Origin of the sequence: Pseudomonas sp. Leaf59 (genome assembly GCF_920984685.1) — a bacterium.
Taxonomy (GTDB): Bacteria; Pseudomonadota; Gammaproteobacteria; order Pseudomonadales; family Pseudomonadaceae; genus Aquipseudomonas.
This window is the reverse complement of sequence record NZ_CAKLBR010000009.1, coordinates 17,362-34,236: the sequence shown is the minus strand read 5'-3', so window position 1 is coordinate 34,236 and position 16,875 is coordinate 17,362. Positions and strand designations below refer to the sequence as shown.

At 62.9% G+C, this 16,875-nt stretch carries 16 protein-coding genes; 6 read left to right on the top strand and 10 right to left on the bottom strand.

Annotated features, from left to right (window positions below):
* Positions 1 to 171: 171 nt before the first annotated feature.
* The 3 genes from LUB09_RS11935 to LUB09_RS11925 are packed head-to-tail and all read right to left on the bottom strand — an operon-like array spanning position 172 to position 5,383.
* Positions 172 to 3,237 (bottom strand): efflux RND transporter permease subunit, encoded by a 3,066-nt coding sequence (locus LUB09_RS11935; RefSeq protein ID WP_209987216.1) that lies wholly within the window; start codon positions 3,235 to 3,237, stop codon positions 172 to 174.
* Positions 3,234 to 4,304, bottom strand: coding sequence for an efflux RND transporter periplasmic adaptor subunit (locus LUB09_RS11930; protein ID WP_231422658.1), 1,071 nt, complete (start codon positions 4,302 to 4,304; stop codon positions 3,234 to 3,236). The genes LUB09_RS11935 and LUB09_RS11930 overlap by 4 nt, the downstream gene beginning before the upstream one ends.
* The gene (locus LUB09_RS11925) at positions 4,301 to 5,383 is read right to left on the bottom strand and encodes an efflux RND transporter periplasmic adaptor subunit (RefSeq protein ID WP_231422657.1); all 1,083 of its coding nucleotides are present in this window, start codon (positions 5,381 to 5,383) and stop codon (positions 4,301 to 4,303) included. Before LUB09_RS11925 ends, LUB09_RS11930 begins: the two co-directional genes overlap by 4 nt.
* 121 nt (positions 5,384 to 5,504) lie before the next feature.
* On the opposite strand from LUB09_RS11925, the gene LUB09_RS11920 reads away from it, so the two are divergent.
* Positions 5,505 to 6,665 (top strand): AAA family ATPase, encoded by a 1,161-nt coding sequence (locus LUB09_RS11920; protein WP_231422656.1) that lies wholly within the window; start codon positions 5,505 to 5,507, stop codon positions 6,663 to 6,665.
* A gap of 134 nt (positions 6,666 to 6,799) precedes the next feature.
* Here the strand turns inward: LUB09_RS11920 and LUB09_RS11915 are convergent, their stop codons facing one another.
* From LUB09_RS11915 to LUB09_RS11900, 4 genes are all read right to left on the bottom strand, one after another.
* Positions 6,800 to 7,330 carry an ABC transporter permease subunit gene (locus tag LUB09_RS11915; protein ID WP_231422723.1) on the bottom strand — a complete coding sequence of 177 codons (531 nt, stop codon included), beginning with the start codon at positions 7,328 to 7,330 and terminating at the stop codon, positions 6,800 to 6,802.
* A 147-nt stretch (positions 7,331 to 7,477) separates the two neighbouring features.
* Positions 7,478 to 8,260, bottom strand: a complete 783-nt coding sequence (locus LUB09_RS11910; protein ID WP_209987204.1) for a MetQ/NlpA family ABC transporter substrate-binding protein — start codon at positions 8,258 to 8,260, stop codon at positions 7,478 to 7,480.
* 127 nt (positions 8,261 to 8,387) lie between these two features.
* Positions 8,388 to 9,314, bottom strand: coding sequence for a sigma 54-interacting transcriptional regulator (locus LUB09_RS11905; protein ID WP_231422655.1), 927 nt, complete (start codon positions 9,312 to 9,314; stop codon positions 8,388 to 8,390).
* Between the two features lie 46 nt (positions 9,315 to 9,360).
* On the bottom strand, positions 9,361 to 9,942 hold the full coding sequence (locus tag LUB09_RS11900; RefSeq protein WP_231422654.1) for an alpha/beta hydrolase: 582 nt from the start codon (positions 9,940 to 9,942) through the stop codon (positions 9,361 to 9,363).
* A 182-nt stretch (positions 9,943 to 10,124) separates the two neighbouring features.
* Between LUB09_RS11900 and LUB09_RS11895 the strand changes: the two genes are divergently transcribed.
* Positions 10,125 to 11,312, top strand: coding sequence for a CynX/NimT family MFS transporter (locus LUB09_RS11895; RefSeq protein ID WP_209987197.1), 1,188 nt, complete (start codon positions 10,125 to 10,127; stop codon positions 11,310 to 11,312).
* Between the two features lie 205 nt (positions 11,313 to 11,517).
* Here the strand turns inward: LUB09_RS11895 and LUB09_RS11890 are convergent, their stop codons facing one another.
* Entirely contained in the window at positions 11,518 to 12,561 is a 1,044-nt protein-coding gene (locus LUB09_RS11890; protein WP_209987194.1) for a fatty acid desaturase, read from the bottom strand.
* Positions 12,562 to 12,661: 100 nt separating this feature from the next.
* Between LUB09_RS11890 and LUB09_RS11885 the strand changes: the two genes are divergently transcribed.
* On the top strand, positions 12,662 to 13,666 hold the full coding sequence (locus tag LUB09_RS11885; protein WP_209987191.1) for an AraC family transcriptional regulator: 1,005 nt from the start codon (positions 12,662 to 12,664) through the stop codon (positions 13,664 to 13,666).
* Positions 13,667 to 13,828: 162 nt separating this feature from the next.
* On the opposite strand, the gene LUB09_RS11880 is transcribed toward LUB09_RS11885, so the two are convergent.
* On the bottom strand, positions 13,829 to 14,194 hold the full coding sequence (locus LUB09_RS11880) for a response regulator (protein ID WP_209987189.1): 366 nt from the start codon (positions 14,192 to 14,194) through the stop codon (positions 13,829 to 13,831).
* Between the two features lie 100 nt (positions 14,195 to 14,294).
* Here LUB09_RS11880 and LUB09_RS11875 point away from each other — a divergent pair, with 100 nt between their 5' ends.
* From LUB09_RS11875 to LUB09_RS11865, 3 genes are read left to right on the top strand one after another with little or no spacing between them, the layout of a single operon-like run.
* Positions 14,295 to 14,768 carry a GlcG/HbpS family heme-binding protein gene (locus LUB09_RS11875; RefSeq protein ID WP_209987186.1) on the top strand — a complete coding sequence of 158 codons (474 nt, stop codon included), beginning with the start codon at positions 14,295 to 14,297 and terminating at the stop codon, positions 14,766 to 14,768.
* A gap of 27 nt (positions 14,769 to 14,795) precedes the next feature.
* Entirely contained in the window at positions 14,796 to 15,206 is a 411-nt protein-coding gene (uraH, locus tag LUB09_RS11870) for a hydroxyisourate hydrolase (protein WP_231422653.1), read from the top strand.
* A 33-nt stretch (positions 15,207 to 15,239) separates the two neighbouring features.
* Positions 15,240 to 15,767 carry an Mpo1 family 2-hydroxy fatty acid dioxygenase gene (locus LUB09_RS11865; protein WP_231422652.1) on the top strand — a complete coding sequence of 176 codons (528 nt, stop codon included), beginning with the start codon at positions 15,240 to 15,242 and terminating at the stop codon, positions 15,765 to 15,767.
* 125 nt (positions 15,768 to 15,892) lie between these two features.
* Here the strand turns inward: LUB09_RS11865 and LUB09_RS11860 are convergent, their stop codons facing one another.
* Positions 15,893 to 16,873 (bottom strand): sulfate/molybdate ABC transporter ATP-binding protein, encoded by a 981-nt coding sequence (locus LUB09_RS11860; RefSeq protein ID WP_209987177.1) that lies wholly within the window; start codon positions 16,871 to 16,873, stop codon positions 15,893 to 15,895.
* Positions 16,874 to 16,875 lie beyond the last annotated feature (2 nt).

Sequence of the window (16,875 nt, the reverse complement as noted above, 5' to 3'; positions counted from 1 at the left end):
ATGGTTTGAGGTCAGCGTTGCTTCATGGTCGTGGAATCCAGGATGAACACTGGCTGCAAACTCTCCGCCGATTGAAACTGTGGGAGGGGGCTTGCTCCCGATAGCAGTGGGTCAGCCAAATAATCGGGTGGCTGACCCACTGCTATCGGGCGCAAGCCCCCTCCCACATTTTTAACCGCGTTTTTCCTGCTGGTCCTGCTTCGGCTCACGGATCTTGTACCAGGCCACATACAGCGCCGGCAAAAACAGCAGCGTCAGCAGCGTGGCAATGATAATCCCGCCAATCATCGCGTAAGCCATCGGCCCCCAGAACACTTCCCGCGCAATCGGGATCATGCCCAGGCTGGCTGCCGCAGCGGTGAGCAGGATCGGCCGGCGCCGGTGCTCGGTGGCTTCCACCACCGCATCCCATGGCGTGTAGCCGGCCACTTCATATTCGTGAATCTGCGTCACCAGAATCACCGAGTTGCGGATGATGATACCGATCAGCGCCAGAATGCCGAGGATCGCCACAAAGCCCATGGGCGTGCCGGTGGGAATCAACGCCAGCACCACGCCGATCAGCCCCAGAGGGGCCACGCTGGCCACCAGGAACATCTTCTGCACGCTGTGCAACTGGATCATCAGGAAGGTCGCCATCAGGAACAGCATCAGCGGCACCACGCGGGCAATCGGGCCCTGGGCCTTGCCGCTTTCTTCCACGGTGCCGCCGGTGGCGACCTTGTAGCCCACCGGCAGGCCGGCGCTGAACGTGTCGATCTCGGGTTTGAGCTGCTTGACCAGGTCGGTGGGCTGTATCTCATCGCGTACCGAGGCCTTGACCGTGATGGTCGGCTTGCGGTCGCGGCGCCACACCAGCGGCTGCTCCAGCTCGTAGCGCACGGTGGCGAACGCCAGCAGCGGAATCGAGGTGCCGTTGGGCGTGACAATCTGCAGGTTCTGCAGGGTTTCCGGCGTGCCGCGTTCGGCGTCTTCGGCGCGGCCGACCACGTTGATCAGGTAGATGTCGTCGTGCACCTGGGTCACCGAGGCACCGCTGACCACGCTGTTCATCAACTGCGCCACGTCTTCCGACGACAACCCCAGTTGCCGCGCCTTGTCCTGAGCAATGTCGACACGCAGCACTTTGCCCGGCTCGTTCCAGTCGTAGATGATCTCGCCCAGGTGATCGTTCTGGTCAAGCAGGGTCGCCAGTTCGATGGCGTGCTTGCGCACCTGGTCGGTGTCATTGCCCGACACGCGATACTGCACCGGCCGCCCTACCGGCGGGCCCATTTCCAGCGGCTGCACATAGCTGCCGATGCCGACAAAGTCATCGCGCAGGCGCTTTTGCAGACGCGCGATCAACGCGCCACGTTCTTCCAGGCCTTTGCTGACAATCACCAACTGCGCGTAGTACGGATTTTCCAGTTGCTGGTCGAGGGGCAGGTAGAAACGGATCGCGCCCTGCCCGATGTAGGTGCTCCAGCGCGCGATATCCGGGTCGTCCTTGATGATCGCTTCGAGGCGGTCGACGGTCTTGCGGGTTTCGTTGATCGAGGCGTTTTGCGGCAGGTTCAGGTCGACGAGCACTTCCGGGCGGTCCGACGACGGGAAAAACTGGTTCTGCACGAACTGCATGGAAAACACCGACGCCACGAACAGCCCCACAGTGATGCCGATGGCCCACCAGCGATTACGCATCGCCCACAGCATGCCGCCGTTGAAGGCACGGCCAATGCGTCCCGGCTCACCGTTGTGCGGTTTCACATTGGCGCTGAGGATATGCACGCCGATCACCGGCGCAAACAGCACCGCCACCACCCACGACACCAGCATGGCCACGGCAATCACCGCGAACAGCGTGAAGGTGTATTCCCCTGCCGAACTGGCGTTGAGGCCGATAGGCACAAAGCCGGCCACGGTCACCAGCGTACCGGTGAGCATCGGGAAGGCGGTGGAGGTGTAGGCGTAGGTCGCCGCCTGCTCCTTGGTTTCGCCTTTTTCCAGCCGCGTGATCATCATTTCCACGGTGATCATCGCGTCGTCCACCAGCAGGCCGAGGGCGATGATCAGCGCGCCCAGCGACACGCGCTGCATGGTGATGCCGCTGTATTCCATGAACACGAACACCAGCGCCAGCACCAGCGGAATCGAACACGCCACCACCAGGCCCGCGCGCATGCCCAGGCTGATGAAGCTTACCACCAGCACGATGATCACCGCTTCGAACAACGCGCTGGTGAAACCGCCGACGGCCTCTTCCACTACCTCAGCCTGGTCGGACACCTTGTGTACGCCCACGCCCACCGGCAGGTCGGCGGTCAGCTCGTCCATGCGCGTGTGCAGCGCCTTGCCGAACGACTGGATATTGCCGCCCTTCTGCATGGCAATCGCCAGGCCGATTGCCGGTTTACCGTTGAAGCGGAACATCGGCCGCGCGGGGTCGACGTATCCGCGGCTGATCTCGGCGATATCGGCCAAACGGTAGAAGCGGTCATTGAGGCGCAGGTTGACGTTGGCCAAGTCCTTTTCCGAGGCGAACTGCCCGGAGGTGCGCACGGAAATCCGCTCCGGCCCGGCCTCGATCACACCGGCGGGGGTCACCGCGTTCTGCGATTGCAGGCTTTGCACAACCTGGCGCTGATCAACCCCGAGGGCGGCCAGTTTGCGCGTGGAAAAATTGAGGTAGATCACTTCGTCCTGCTGGCCGATCATCTCGACCTTGCCCAGTCCCGGCACCGAACGAATCTCGGCACGCACCTGCTCCACATAGTCGCGCAGCTGGCGCATCGACAGGCCGTCGCCGGTAAAGGCATACACCGAACCGAACACGTCACCGAACTCGTCGTTGAACGAAGGCCCCTGCAAGCCCTGAGGGAAGCTGCCGCGAATGTCGTCGATCTTCTTGCGCACCTGGTACCAGGTGTCCGGGATGTCCCTGGCGCTGGTGGTGTCCTTGAGGAACACGAACACCGTGGACTCGCCCGGTCGCGTGTAGCTTTTCACGTAGTCGAGGGCATCGAGTTCTTCGAGTTTTTTCTCGATGCGGTCGGTGACCTGCTTGAGGGTTTCTTCCTGGGTCGCGCCCGGCCAGCGGGTCTGGATCACCATGGTCTTGATGGTGAACGAAGGGTCTTCCTCACGCCCCAGGTTCATGTACGAGAACACGCCCATCAGCAGCGCGACGAACATCAGGTACCAGACGAAGGACTGATGCTTGAGGGCCCAGTCGGATAAGTTGAAGCTGCGTTTCATCGCGGGCTGTCCTTGTCGATTTTGACTTTCTGCCCAGGTTTCAGGCTGTTCACGCCGGCGGTGACGACGCGCTCGCCGGGCTTGACCCCGCCCTTGAGCAAGACGCTGTCGCTGTCACGGCTGAGCACCGTGACATCGCGCGGCTGCACCGTCTGGCTCTGGGTGTCGAGCAGCCAGATGCGGGTGGTGCCGTCGACCTCCTGCAAGGCGCTCAGGGGCAGCTCGATACGCGGCGCAATGGCGCTGCTCAATGTGACGCTGATCGCCGTGCCCAGGCGAAAGGCGGGCGGTGTCTCGGCCAGGGTCAGGCGCGCGCGACGGGTGCGCGTGGCGCTTTGGGCCTGGGGTTCGATCTCGCGCACGACGGCGGTGGTATTGACGCCGGGGTCGAGCTGCCCGGCCACCAGAAACACCACGTCTGCCGGCAGACGCTCGGCGAGGCCCGCCGGCAGGTCGATCACCGCTTCCTTGATGTCCGGGCGGGCCAGGGTCACCACTTGCTGGCCGGCCGTCACCACCTGGCCAGCCTCGGCGTTCCAGGCCGTGACGATACCGGCGTGGTCGGTGCGCAGTTCGGCGTAGTTGAGCTGGTCCCTGGCCTGGTTGACCGAGGCCTGGGCTTGCTCAAGGGTGGCGCGGGTGGTTTTCAGGTCGGTCTGCGCCACGTCCAACTGGGCCTGGGCGCCGACGCCGCGGTTGAACAGTTCCTGCTGCCGACGGGCGTTGGCCTGGGCGTTGATGTATTGCGCCTGCACGCGGGCGAGGTCGCCCTGGGCGGCGCGCAGCTGGTTTTGCTGATCGGTGGGGTCGAGCACGGCGAGCAGGGCGCCCTTCTCCACTTCGGCGCCCACGTCCACGGCGCGCCGCGCAATGCGGCCGGGCACGCGAAAGCCGAGGTTGCTTTCATAGCGGGCCTGGATGGTGCCGGCGAAGCGGCCTAAGGTTTCCTGGTCTTCAGCCTTCACTTGCATCGACAGCACCGGGCGCACCGGCTCGGGCGGCGCTTCTTCCTTGGAACAGGCCGTCAGCAACAGGCTGGCGGCCAGCAGAGCGGTCAGGCGCTTCATGGCTGCGCTCCTGGCTGGGCAATCTCGACAAGCATGCCGGGATGCAGCAACTGCCCACCCGCCACCACGACTTTTTCGCCGCCCTTGAGGCCGTCACCGATGATCACTTTGCCGGTGAGGTAGCGCGCCACGCTGACCTTGTGCAACTGCGCCTTGCCGTCGCCGTCGACCAGCCATACGGCGGGGTCGTTGATGTCTTTGGTCAGGGCCGACCAGGGCAGCTCGACACTGGGCGCGGCCTTGCCCTTGGCGGTCGCGCTCACCACCGAACCCAGTTGCATGCCCTTGGGCAGGCTTTGCAGGGCAATCTTGACCTGCACGGTGCCAGTGTTGGCAGCCACGGCGGGGGTGACTTCACGCACTTTGCCCACGGCCTGAATGCTCGGGTTGTCGAGCAGGCTCACGGTGATCGGCGTCTGTGGCGCAGGCTGCCCCAGCAGCGACTCATAGACGTTGAACACGGCATCGCGCTCGCCATCGGTGGCCAGGCTGAAAATCGGCATCGTGGCCTGCACCACCTGGCCCACCTCAGCCTGTCGCGCGGTAATCACACCGGGGGCGTCAGCTATCAGCGCGGTGTAGCCCAGTTGTTCGCGGGCGTTGGCCAACTGCGCCTGGGCGGCGGCCAATGCGCTTTGGCTGCTGCGCAAGGCGGCCTGGGCCGAATCGTATTCACTGCGGCTGGTGTAGCCCTTGGGCAGCAGTTTTTCCTGGCGCACGAAGGCGGCGGCGGTCTGCTTGACCCGCGCCTGCTCGGCGACCACCTGGGCCTGGGCCGAATCGACGTTGGTCTGCAGATCCTTGGGATCGAGCCTGGCCAGCACTTGTTTGGCCGTGACGCGATCGCCCACATCGACCATGCGCTGGATGATCTTGCCGCCCACGCGAAAGGACAGGTCGGTCTGTACACGGGCCTGGATATCACCGGTCAGGGTCACCGCTGCAGCGAAATCCGCCGGCGCAACGGTTTGCACAAAGACCCGGGAATGCTGCTTGGGCTCGGCGTTTTCTTCACTACAGCCGCTCAGTAGCGCCAGTAGGCCAAATCCGAAAATACAGGTGGAAATACGACCGCCCATGCAGGCTCCTTTTGCGTGATGCCGACTTGCCAGTGAGTATGCGACTGTGAGCGTAGTTCAGGGTTCCTTATCTGCATGGAGGCTTACATACTCCGATGGTTCCCAAGCCGAATGAATCCCCATGCTCAAGACCCTCGCGGTGGCCAATTACCGCTCGATCAATAAATTGGTGGTGCCGCTTGATCGCTTGAACCTGATCACCGGGGCCAATGGCAGCGGCAAATCCAACCTCTATCGAGCGTTGCGCCTGCTGGCCGAAACCGCCCAGGGCGGGGTGATCAATGCACTGGCCCGCGAGGGTGGGCTGGATTCCACATTCTGGGCCGGGCCGCAGACTATCAGCCGGCGCATGCGCAATGGCGAGGTGGCGGTCGAGCCCACCGTACGCCAGGGCGTCAAACGCCTGCGCCTGGGCTTTGCCGCCGAAGACTTCAGCTATGCCATCTCGTTAGGGCTGCCTGAACCCAGCGCGTCGTATTTCTCGCTGGACCCGCAAGTGAAAAAGGAATGCATCTGGGCCGGGCATATTTACCGCCCGGCCAGCCTGCTGGTGCAGCGCTCCGGGCCAATGGTGCGCGCCCGTGACGGCCGCGCCTGGGATGTGCTGGCCCAGCACACGCCGAATTACCAGAGCCTGTTCGACCAGGTCGGTAATTTGCGCGGCTCGCCGGAGGTGTTGCTGCTGCGCGAGAGTATTCGCGGCTGGCGTTTTTATGATCACTTTCGCAGTGACGTGGATGCGCCGGTACGCCAGCCGCAACTGGGCACGCGGACACCGGTGCTGCATCACGACGGGCGCGATCTGGCGGCCGCGTTGCAGACCATTCGCGAGATCGGCGACCCCGAGGCGTTGCAGCACGCGATCAGTGATGCATTTCCCGGTGCGCGGCTGAATATCGAGCCGTTACAGGGTGGACGCTTCGCCATCGAGTTTTATCAGGAAGGGTTGCTGCGGCCATTGTCGGCGGCTGAGTTGTCCGACGGCACCTTGCGCTATCTGCTGCTGATCGCCGCGCTGCTGACACCCAGGCCGCCGAGCATGATGGTGCTGAACGAGCCGGAAACCAGCCTGCACCCGGATTTGCTGCCGGCGTTGGCGCGCCTGATCATTCAGGCATCGCAGCAGTGCCAGGTGTGGGTGGTGTCCCATGCCAGCCGGTTGATTGCCGCACTGGAGCAGGATGAGGGGTGTAACTCGATTGTGCTGGAGAAGGTGATGGGGCAGACGCAAATTGTCGGGCAAGGGATGCTGGATGCACCGGCGTGGCATTGGCCGGACTAGTCTTGGCATGCACCGGCCTTATCGGGGGCAAGCCCCCTCCCACACTGGATCGGGTTCACAGATTCTGATGTGTGAATACCGTCAAATGTGGGAGGGGGCTTGCCCCCGATGGGGCCATGACCATCAATGAATAATCAGCCCTGCCACTTGCCGCCTTCGACAATCACACTCTCAGGCTTGGTGTCATCGCTCAATTCCTTGCGCACATATTGGTCGTACAGCTTGAGCAAAAACTTCTCCTCGCCCAGCTTGGCCAACTCCACATTCACCCAGTCACGCAGTTCGATATTGCCCTTCTTCACCGCCGGTGCAATCGGCGCTTCATCACCGAGTTTCTCGTCCAGCACGCGGTAGCCCGGGTTCTGCTTGGCCCAGCTGAACAGCACCAGGTTGTCCTGGGCATACGCATCGCCACGCCCGGCCGGCAGCGCGAAGTACACAAAAAACAGCTGGATCAGCAGCGGCGTGTTGCGCGCCAGCTCCACATACCACGCAACCAGGCGCGCCAGATACGGCGTGCGAAACACCAGCAGCGCGGCGTTGATCAGCGCTACCAGCAGGGAAGTGGCAATGGCGATCAGGCCCACTTGCAACGTCACGCCCACGACTTTGAGAAACGTTGGCAGGGTGCCGAGGATAAAAGCGGGAGGGGGCTCGCTCCCGATGACGGTGTCTCGGTTATTACTTGAGTGACTGGAACGCCGCTATCGGCAGCAAGCCCCCTCCCACAGTTTTGATTGGGTCTTAAACAAAAAAACGCCGACGCTGTAGAAGCCGTCGGCGTTGAAACCTTGAAGGGGTTTTGCGTTACATCAGAACGCCGGCACGACCGCGCCGCCGTATTTTTTCTCGATGAAGGCTTTCACTTCCGGGCTGGTCAGCGCCTTGGCCAGTTTCTGGATGGCGTCGCTGTCCTTGTTGTCCGGACGGGCTACCAGGAAGTTCACGTACGGCGACTTGGCGTCTTCGATGATCAGCGCGTCCTTGGCCGGGTTGAGGCCGGCTTCCAGAGCGTAGTTGGTGTTGATCAGCGCCAGGTCAACCTGGTCGAGCATGCGTGGCAGCAGTGCCGATTCCAGCTCGCGGAACTTCAGGTGTTTCGGGTTGCTGGCGATATCTTTTGGCGTGGACAGCGCATTGGTCGGGTCTTTCAGGGTGATCACGCCGTTCTTTTGCAGCAGCAGCAGGGCACGGCCGCTGTTGGAGCCCTCGTTCGGGATGGCAACGGTGGCGCCGTCCTTGAGGTCTTCGATTTTCTGGATCTTTTTCGAGTAAGCGCCGAAGGGTTCAACGTGCACGCCGATCACGGTGACCAGATTGGTGCCCTTGCCCTTGTTGAAGTTTTCCAGGTACGGCAGGGTCTGGAAGTAGTTGGCGTCCAGACGCTTCTCGGCCACTTGCACGTTGGGCTGTACGTAGTCGGTGAAGACCTTGACCTGCAGGTCCACGCCCTCCTTGGCCAGGGTCGGCTTGACCAGCTCGAGGATCTCGGCATGCGGCACCGGCGTCGCGGCCACCACCAGTTTCTCGTTGGCCTGGGCGAAGCCGGCGGTCAGGGCAGCCGCCAATGCGGTAAACAGCAAAACCTTTTTCATGCAGTGTCCTTAATCGAAAGTGCGGGGCGTCTCTGACGACCGTTTTTATGTAAGGTGCCAGCGATGTGCTATCGCGGCGTGAAGCGGACAATACCGATATTTTTTATTCCCGAACAATATCTTTTATTCACGTTGATATTCCATTTTGCTCATGCAGGAATTTCAGCAGGGTTTCCTGCTCGGCAGGGCCGGCGCTCTGGTAAATCCGTCGTACTTGTTCCAGTGCAGAACCGGCCACCGGCAGGTTCAAATGCTCCGGCAGGATCTCATCGCCGCTGCTCACCAGTAACGCGAAGTGAATAACGTTTTCCAGCTCACGGGTATTGCCGGGCCAGCTGTGCTGCTCCAGCACGCGCTGGGCCGCTTCGCTGATCAGCGGCACCGGCAACTCCAGGCGTTGACTGTAGATGCCGAGGAAATATTCGGCCAGGGACAGGATGTCGCCCACCCGCTCGCGCAGCGCCGGCAACTCCAGCTTGCCTTCGCTCAGGTAATGAAACAGCCGCTCATTGAATTTTCCGGCCGCCACGGCCTGGGCCAGGTCGATGCTGGTTGCCGCCACCAGGCGCACGTCCACCGGGCTTGGCTGCTGGGCACCGACGCGGGTGACTTCATGGTTTTCCAGGGCCGCAAGCAACTTGACCTGGATCGGCAGCGGCAGGTCGCCGATCTCATCCAGGTACAAGGTGCCGCCATTGGCCGAGCCAAACCAGCCAGCGCGGCTGCTCACTGCGCCGCTGTGGCTGCCGGCGGCATAGCCGAACAATTCGGCATCGGCGTAGGTGGGGCTGATCGCGCCGCAGTTGACCGACACAAACAGCCCGCTGCGATCACTGCCTCGGTGGATATGCCGCGCCAGCAGCTCCTTGCCGCTGCCGGTCTCGCCGCGAATCAACACGGGCAAGGCGCGTGGGGCCAGGCTTTCGAGGTCTTCGCGCAATTGCCGTGAACGTGGGTCGACAAACACCAGTGCCTTGGCGCGGATGCTCAGCGGGCTCTTTTCGGCGTCGGGGAAGGTCAGCAGTGGCTGGCCGAAGGTTTCATGCAGACTCATGGCAGGCTCCCGCCCCAATCCACTCAGGGACGGGGCGTTGAAAAATTTATGCGCTACGCCGGGCGTGGTGCTCGAGGCGACTTTGCAGGCGATAGAGGTAGGCGAAGCCCTGCTCCCAGCGCCGGTGACCAGACTTCACATTGATATGCCCGGCACCGGACAAGATGCCCGCTTCGGCACCCCAGTTGCGGGCCAGTTCCAGGGCACGCGGGGCGCTGACGGCACTGTCGTTGTCGGAACTGACCACCTGGCTGGGAAACGGCAGCAAGTCGGTCGGAATCGGCGCGAAGTTGCGCAGGGCCGGGGCGCAAGCCGGGCGCTCTACATCGGCCGGCGCCACCAGCAGGGCACCGCGCACCTGCCGCAAAAAGTGCACGGGCGCGGTGGCCGCCCAGTGAGCGACGGTGATGCAGCCCAGGCTGTGGGCGATCAGGATCACCGGCGTGCTGTCGGCCGCGATAGCCTCGGCCAGCGCGGCCACCCAGTCTTCGCGGCGCGGGTTCAGCCAGTCGGCCTGCTCCACGCGCGCGCTGTTGGGCAGGCTGTTCTGCCAGTGACTTTGCCAATGATCTTCTGGCGATCCTTGCCAGCCCGGCACGATCAGGTAACGAATCGACTCGCTGTGCATGGGTGTGCCCTCCTGCAGCGTTTAGCGTTGCTGGACAGTATAGGGACGGGGTTTATATCCGTTAAGGAATAAGAAGCTATTTATTAATAACTAAAAGACAGCATCAAGTTTTTAGCTGCAAGCTGCAAGTTGGGGTCGGGCTCTTCATACTGGGTGTTTTTGATGTTCAGGGACGGATCTGCATGGCGCTTAATTCTTCACTCGCGGGCCGACTTGCTGGCTGGGGCCTGCTGGTGGTGCTGGGTCTTAACCTGCGGCCGATCCTCAGTTCCATCAGCCCATTGCTCGGCGAGATTCGCCAGGCGACGGGCCTGAGTTTTCAGAGCAGCGCCCTGCTCACCAGTTTGCCGGTGGTGTGCATGGGCCTGGTGGCACTGGTGGGGGTGCGTGTGGAGGCGCGCTTGGGTGAGCGCCGTGGCATCGCCCTGGGCCTGATGATGATTCTGCTGGCATGCCTGGCGCGCTGGCTGCTGGGCCAGGCATCGGCGCTGCTGGTGACGGCGCTGCTGGGCGGCGCGGGGGTGGCGCTGATCCAGACGCTGGTGCCGGCAATGATCAAACGTGAATTTCACCAGCGCGTGCCGGTGGCGATGGGCGTGTACTCGGCCTCGCTGATGGCCGGCGGCGGGCTGGCAGCGTTGCTCAGCCCGGTGGTGGCCACGCATTTCCAGCAGTGGCAGGCGGGGCTTGGCGTATGGCTGCTGCCCGCGCTGGGGGCGTTGCTGTTGTGGGCATGGTTGCCCCTGGGCGCGGCGAGAAATGCGCAAGTGGCACCGGTGTTCAAAGGGCTGCGTAATCGTCGCGCGTGGCTGCTGGCGCTGTATTTCGGTTTGGTCAATTGTGGCTATATGAGTCTGGTGGCCTGGCTGCCCGCGTACTATCAGCAACTGGGCTGGGACGTGCTGCCCAGCGGTTCGCTGCTGGCGTACATGACGATCTTCCAGGTGCTCGCCGCGCTGCTGATGCCGGTGCTCGCGCAACGTGGCAGCGACCGTCGCCCGCTGCTCGGCATCAGCCTGTCGGCGCAGGCCATCGGTTATCTGGGATTGATCCTCGCGCCGCAGACCCTGCCGCACCTGTGGGTAGCGCTGTGCGGCTTCGGCCTGGGCGCGTGTTTTGCCCTGAGCCTGCTGCTGACCCTCGACCACCACCGCGACCCGCGCCAGGCTGGGCAACTGGCCGCGTTCGTGCAGGGTGTGGGCTTTTTGATCAATGCGATTTCGCCGTGGCTGACCGGTTGGCTGCGCGAACTCACCGGCCATTTTGTCAGCGCCTGGATCGTGCTGACCGTGACGGTGCTGGCGATGCTGCTGGTGACGCGGCTGTTCAGCCCGGCGAGCTGTGCGGATGGACCTTTAACGTCCAACTGATCTTCCAGTGGCGAGCGGGCTCGCCCCGCGTTGGGGTGCGAAGCGCCCCCAATCAAGCAAAACGCGGTGTACCTGATACGGCTCAGCGTCTGGTTTTGGGGCTGCTGCGCAGCCCAACGCAGGACAAGCCTGCTCGCCACAGGGAATCTGCGCTTAACTGAACGGCATTAGGGCTCGCCACACCTGCATTTCGGCAATAATTCTTTCAAGCGTGCGCAGTCGGCTCCAGCCGATTGGCCCGCGCAAACGTGCCGAAATCATTGAAGCGCACACCCATCTCGGCCATCACCTTATGCCCCACCTTGGCGGTCATCTGGCGGATGTAAAACGGCTCCTTCACTACAAAATGGTGAATCCCGTGGGTGCTGCCGAAATTGAAGCAGAACGCCTGCATCGGCCATAGCCACCAGGGGTTGAGCACCTGGGTCTGCTGGAGCACATTGCCCAGCTCCACATCGCCGTAGTAGTGCATGTTGGAGCTGACAAAGTGCAGGCAGAACGTGCGAAGCACGTTGGGACCGATGATCACCACAGCAGCAATGTCGATCACCTGCATCATCTGCAAGGTGCCGGCCGACCAGTCGATCGGCGCGCCCAACAGGCTGGCGATGCCATTGGCGGCATGGAAGCCGAGGAAGACATACCACGCGCCCCAATGCAGCAGCGCCAGCGGCGCGTAGACCCACACAACGCGCTTGAGGATCTTGAACTTGTGGCCCCAGGTGTTGGCGCGCAGCAGGCGGATCAACGCCGACATCAGGTTATCGCCCACCATCAGCAAACGCGCAAAGCCCCAAGGCTCGCCATTGGTGATGGCGCGCTCTTCCATATCGGCTTCGGTGCCGGAGAACTTGTGATGGTTGAGGTGCAGGTGCCGGCGTATCCACGGGTTGATGGTGCTCGGGCGCGCCAGCCACACCAGGCCCATCATCAGGTTGTGGGGCACACGCTGCTTGCGAAAGTACATGCTGTGGATCAGGTCGTGTTCCAGCTCGTGGGTCAACGAGGCCAGAAACGCATTGAGCAGCAGGCACGCCCACCAGGCCATATACCCGGTGATATACAGCGCCGCCGAACCGATCATGCCCAGCAAAGCGAAGGCCAGGATGCCCGCGCCGAGGGCGTCCTGATGCGACAGCCAGGGGTGCTGCCGGCGCAGACGCACGCCTTCGGCCAGCACCACTTCACGGATATGCGCGGCACGCTGTTGCGCGTTCATCTGCCGGGGGCTTGCAGAAGTACCGTCCATGCTCCCATCCTCTGTTTATTGATGGATGTATCCTGACTCACGCGGTACGTCAGGGCATCAGCCCCACACGCCAACCTGTTGACCGCAAGCGCCAATCGCCATGACCGAACCCACGTCCCTCGCCAGTTGGACCCGCGCCCTGCGCAAGCAGCTCGATGCCCTGGGCCTCGACAGCGCCGCGCTGTGCGTGCAGGCCGGGCTCGACCCGCAGCAGATGGACGACCCCAATGCGCGTTATCCGCTGTCGGCCACCACGCGCCTGTGGGCGCTGGCGGTGCAGGCCAGCGGTGACCCGGCGATTGGTTTGCGGGTGTCGCGGTTTGTCAGTCCCACCACGTTTCACGCGCTGGGTTACGCACTGGTGGCCAGCGGCAGTCTGCGTGAGGTGTTCGAGCGCATCGTGCGTTATCACCAGGTGGTCAGCGATGCGCTGAGCCTGGAGTTGACCCGTCACGGCGATCACTACAGCTTTCGTCTGCTGCAACCCGAAGGCAGCCCGGCACCGGCACCGGAAGCCATCGATGCGTTTGCGGCGATCTATGTGCGCACCTGCCGCAACCGTCTGGGCCGCGACTATGCGCCGTTGGCCGTGTACCTGCGCCGTGCCGAACCGGCCGATGCCGGCCCGTGGCACACGGTGTTCCGCGCACCCGTGTTTTTTGGCGCTGAGGAGGACCGTCTGGAGTTCGCCGCCCACGATTTCGACAGCCACCTGGACGACGCCAACCCGGAGCTGGCCGAACACAACGAAACCGTGCTCAAGCGCACCCTGGCGCAACTGCAACCGCTGACCTGGGAGCGCAAGGTACGCGCCGCCATCGAGGCGCAGTTGCCCGACGGCGAGCCGGGCGCCGAGCGCATTGCCCAGGCGCTGCACTTGAGCCTGCGCAGCCTGCAGCGGCATCTGGCGGATGAGGGGTGTCGCTTTGATGCGCTGCTCAATGAATGCCGGGAGAATCTGGCGCTGCAGCATTTGCGCGATCCGCAGTGCTCATTGGCTGAGATCAGTCATCTGCTGGGGTTTGCCGACACCAGCAGTTTCAGCCGGGCGTTCAAGCGCTGGACGGGGATCACGCCGGGGCAGTTCAGGGATGGGTTGCGGTAGGGGGATGTGGGGTGTTTTTGGGGGCCCCATCGGGAGCAAGCCCCCTCCCACAGTGTGATCTGTGAACACATTCAAGTGGGGAGCAAGTTTTCCCCTGTTCAGCTTTGTGAATACAGTCAAATGTGGGAGGGGGCTTGCTCCCGATAGCCATGGCCCAGGCATTCACCGCCCGCGATCACGCCGCAACAGCTTCCTCACCCGCGCCACCAACGTCCTGGCCTCGAACGGTTTGAGCAGGTAGTCATCCTCATGCAACTCCAACCCGCGCAGGCGATCTTCGATCCCGCCCGGCGTGGTCAGGAACAGTACCGGCGTGTCGCCGCGCTGCCGAATGGCCTGCTGCAGCTTCCAGGCGTTCAGCCCGGGCAGCATCACATCCAGGATCACCAGGTCGTACACGGTGCTTTCCACAAACCGCTGCGCCGCCATGCCGTTGGCCGCGACTTCCACGCCGAAGCCCGCTTCGCTCAAGCCCTGGGCCATACGCTGCGCCAGCTCGGGCTGGTCTTCCACTAACAACACCTGCATGCCTTACCTCTGGGTTTGATTACAAACCTGTCATCAAATTGTGCGGCTTCTGACCACGTTCACTGGCTACCGTGACGGCCTGCTTTCTGGAGCCATCACCATGCATCGCACTGCCCTGTTCCTCAGCCTCGCCGTCTGCACCGCAGCCCTGGCGACGCCGCAACTGCCCCGCTACGCCACGCTGGATTTGCACACCGCGCGCCAACTGGCCGATGCGAGCCTCACCCATTGCAGCGCCGCGCTGACCGTACTCGACCGTGGCGGCAACCTGCTGCTGGGTCTGCGGGCGGACGGCGTCGGGCCGCATAACAGCCTCGCCAGCCAGCGCAAGGCGTACACCGCGCTGTCGACCAAAACGCCGACCCGGCTGTTTGCCGAACGGGCGCGCAACAACCCCGAAGCCGCCAACCTTAACAGCTTGCCCGAGTTGCTGTTGCTCGGTGGCGGCGTGCCGTTGTTCGCCGACGCTGAGCTGGTCGGCGCGCTGGGCGTTGCCGGTGCCGGCGGCGCAGCCCAGGACGAGTCCTGCGCACTACAGGCCGCCGAGCAACTGGGCCTGAAAACTTCCCTCTGATTCCAACTCCCTCAAAAGGACTTCTCGATGAAAACCCTCAGCATGACCCTCGCCGCCCTCAGCCTCAGCGGCCTGTGCACCCTGGCCCAGGCCGACGGCAACCCGTTGAGCGTACATGTGCTCAACCTGGAAAACGGCCTGCCGAGTGCCGGCGTGAACGTCACCCTGGAGCAGCACGTGGGCGATCAATGGCAATCGCTGTCTGCGGGCGTCACCAACCCGCAAGGGCGCATCGCCGAACTGTTCCCCGCCAACCGCAGCATGACGCCGGGTGAATACCGCGTGGTATTCAAGACTGGCGACTATTACAAAAAGGCCAGCCGCGAGACGTTTTTCCCGGAAGTCCCGGTGATTTTCCAGGTCAAGCAGGCCGACCAGCATTACCACATCCCGCTGTTGCTGAGCCCTTACGGGTTCTCTACCTATCGCGGCTCGTAGGTTATGCTCAAGCCTCCAACAGGAGGAACAACAATGAAAAGCCTCGTCGACCACCTCAGCCAATACGCCGCCTATCACCGCGACCCACGCAATATCGCCAGCCACTTCATCGGTATTCCGTTGATTGTGGTGGCGGTGGCCGTACTGCTGTCGCGCCCCGAATGGACAGTCGGCGGTCTGTGGATTTCACCCGCGGTGATCGTGGCGTTGTTTTCGGCGTGGTTTTACCTGCGCCTGGAACTGGCCCTGGGCGTGCTGATGACGGTGCTGATGGGCTTGTCGGTGTGGGCCGGGCACGCGCTGGCCGCGCAGAGCACGCTGGTGTGGCTGAGCAGCGGCATCGGTCTGTTCGTGGTGGGCTGGGTGATTCAGTTTGTCGGGCACTACTACGAAGGCCGCAAGCCCGCGTTTGTGGATGATGTGTCGGGGCTGATTGTGGGGCCGTTGTTCGTGGTGGCGGAGGCGGCGTTTTTGCTGGGGTTGCGACGCGAGCTGAAACAGCAGATCGAAGCGCGCTCCGGGCCAATGGCACGCCGTGATCTAAAACCGAGCGAAATCTGAATGTGGGAGCGGGCTTGCTCCCGATGGCAGTGGGTCAGCTGCTGAACAGGTGGCTGATACACCGCTATCGGGAGCAAGCCCCCTCCCACATTGGCCCGATTTTCACATTGGGTATGGCGGGGTTGTCAGGCTTTTTGCCAGACCTTGGGTTTGAAGAATAACGTCTCGCCACGGGCCAGGCCGGTGAGGCTGTCGTGGTCTTTCACCACTTCGGCTTCGATCAGCTCGCTCTGGCCTTCGACCTTCAACGTCACCCGCGTAGTCGCGCCCAGCGGGCGAATATCGCGCACCTCGGCCGCGTGGTGATCCTCCAGCTCATGGCGTGACAGCGACACCTCATGCGGGCGGAACAGCACGTGCTGGTCTTCGCCCAGGTGCAGGCGGTTGGAGTCACCAAGGAAGTGATACACAAAATCGCTGGCCGGATTTTCGTAGACTTCACCCGGTGAGCCGATCTGCTCGATCACGCCCTTGTTCATCACCACGATGCGGTCGGCGACTTCCATCGCCTCTTCCTGGTCGTGGGTCACGAACACCGAGGTCAGGTTGATGTCTTCGTGCAGGCGCGCCAGCCAGCGGCGCAGCTCTTTACGTACCTTGGCGTCGAGGGCGCCGAACGGCTCATCCAGCAGCAGCACCTTGGGCTCGACCGCCAACGCGCGCGCCAGGGCGATGCGCTGGCGCTGGCCGCCGGAGAGTTGTTCCGGGTAGCGATCCGACAGCCAATCGAGCTGCACCATGTTCAGCAGCTCGTGAACCTTGGCGGCGATCTGGCTTTCATTCGGGCGCTGGTTTTTCGGTTTCATGCGCAGGCCGAAGGCGACGTTGTCGAACACGGTCATGTGGCGGAACAGCGCGTAGTGCTGGAACACAAAGCCGACGTTGCGATCGCGCACATCGTGGCCGGAGACGTCTTCGCCGTGGAACACGATGCTGCCGTCATCCGGGGTTTCCAGCCCGGCAATGATGCGCAGCAAGGTGGTCTTGCCGCAGCCGGACGGGCCCAGCAACGCCACCAGCTCGCCACTCTGGATGTCCAGATTGATGCTGTTCAGGGCCTTGAAAGCGTTGAAGTTCTTGCTGACATTACGGACTTCGATCGACATGA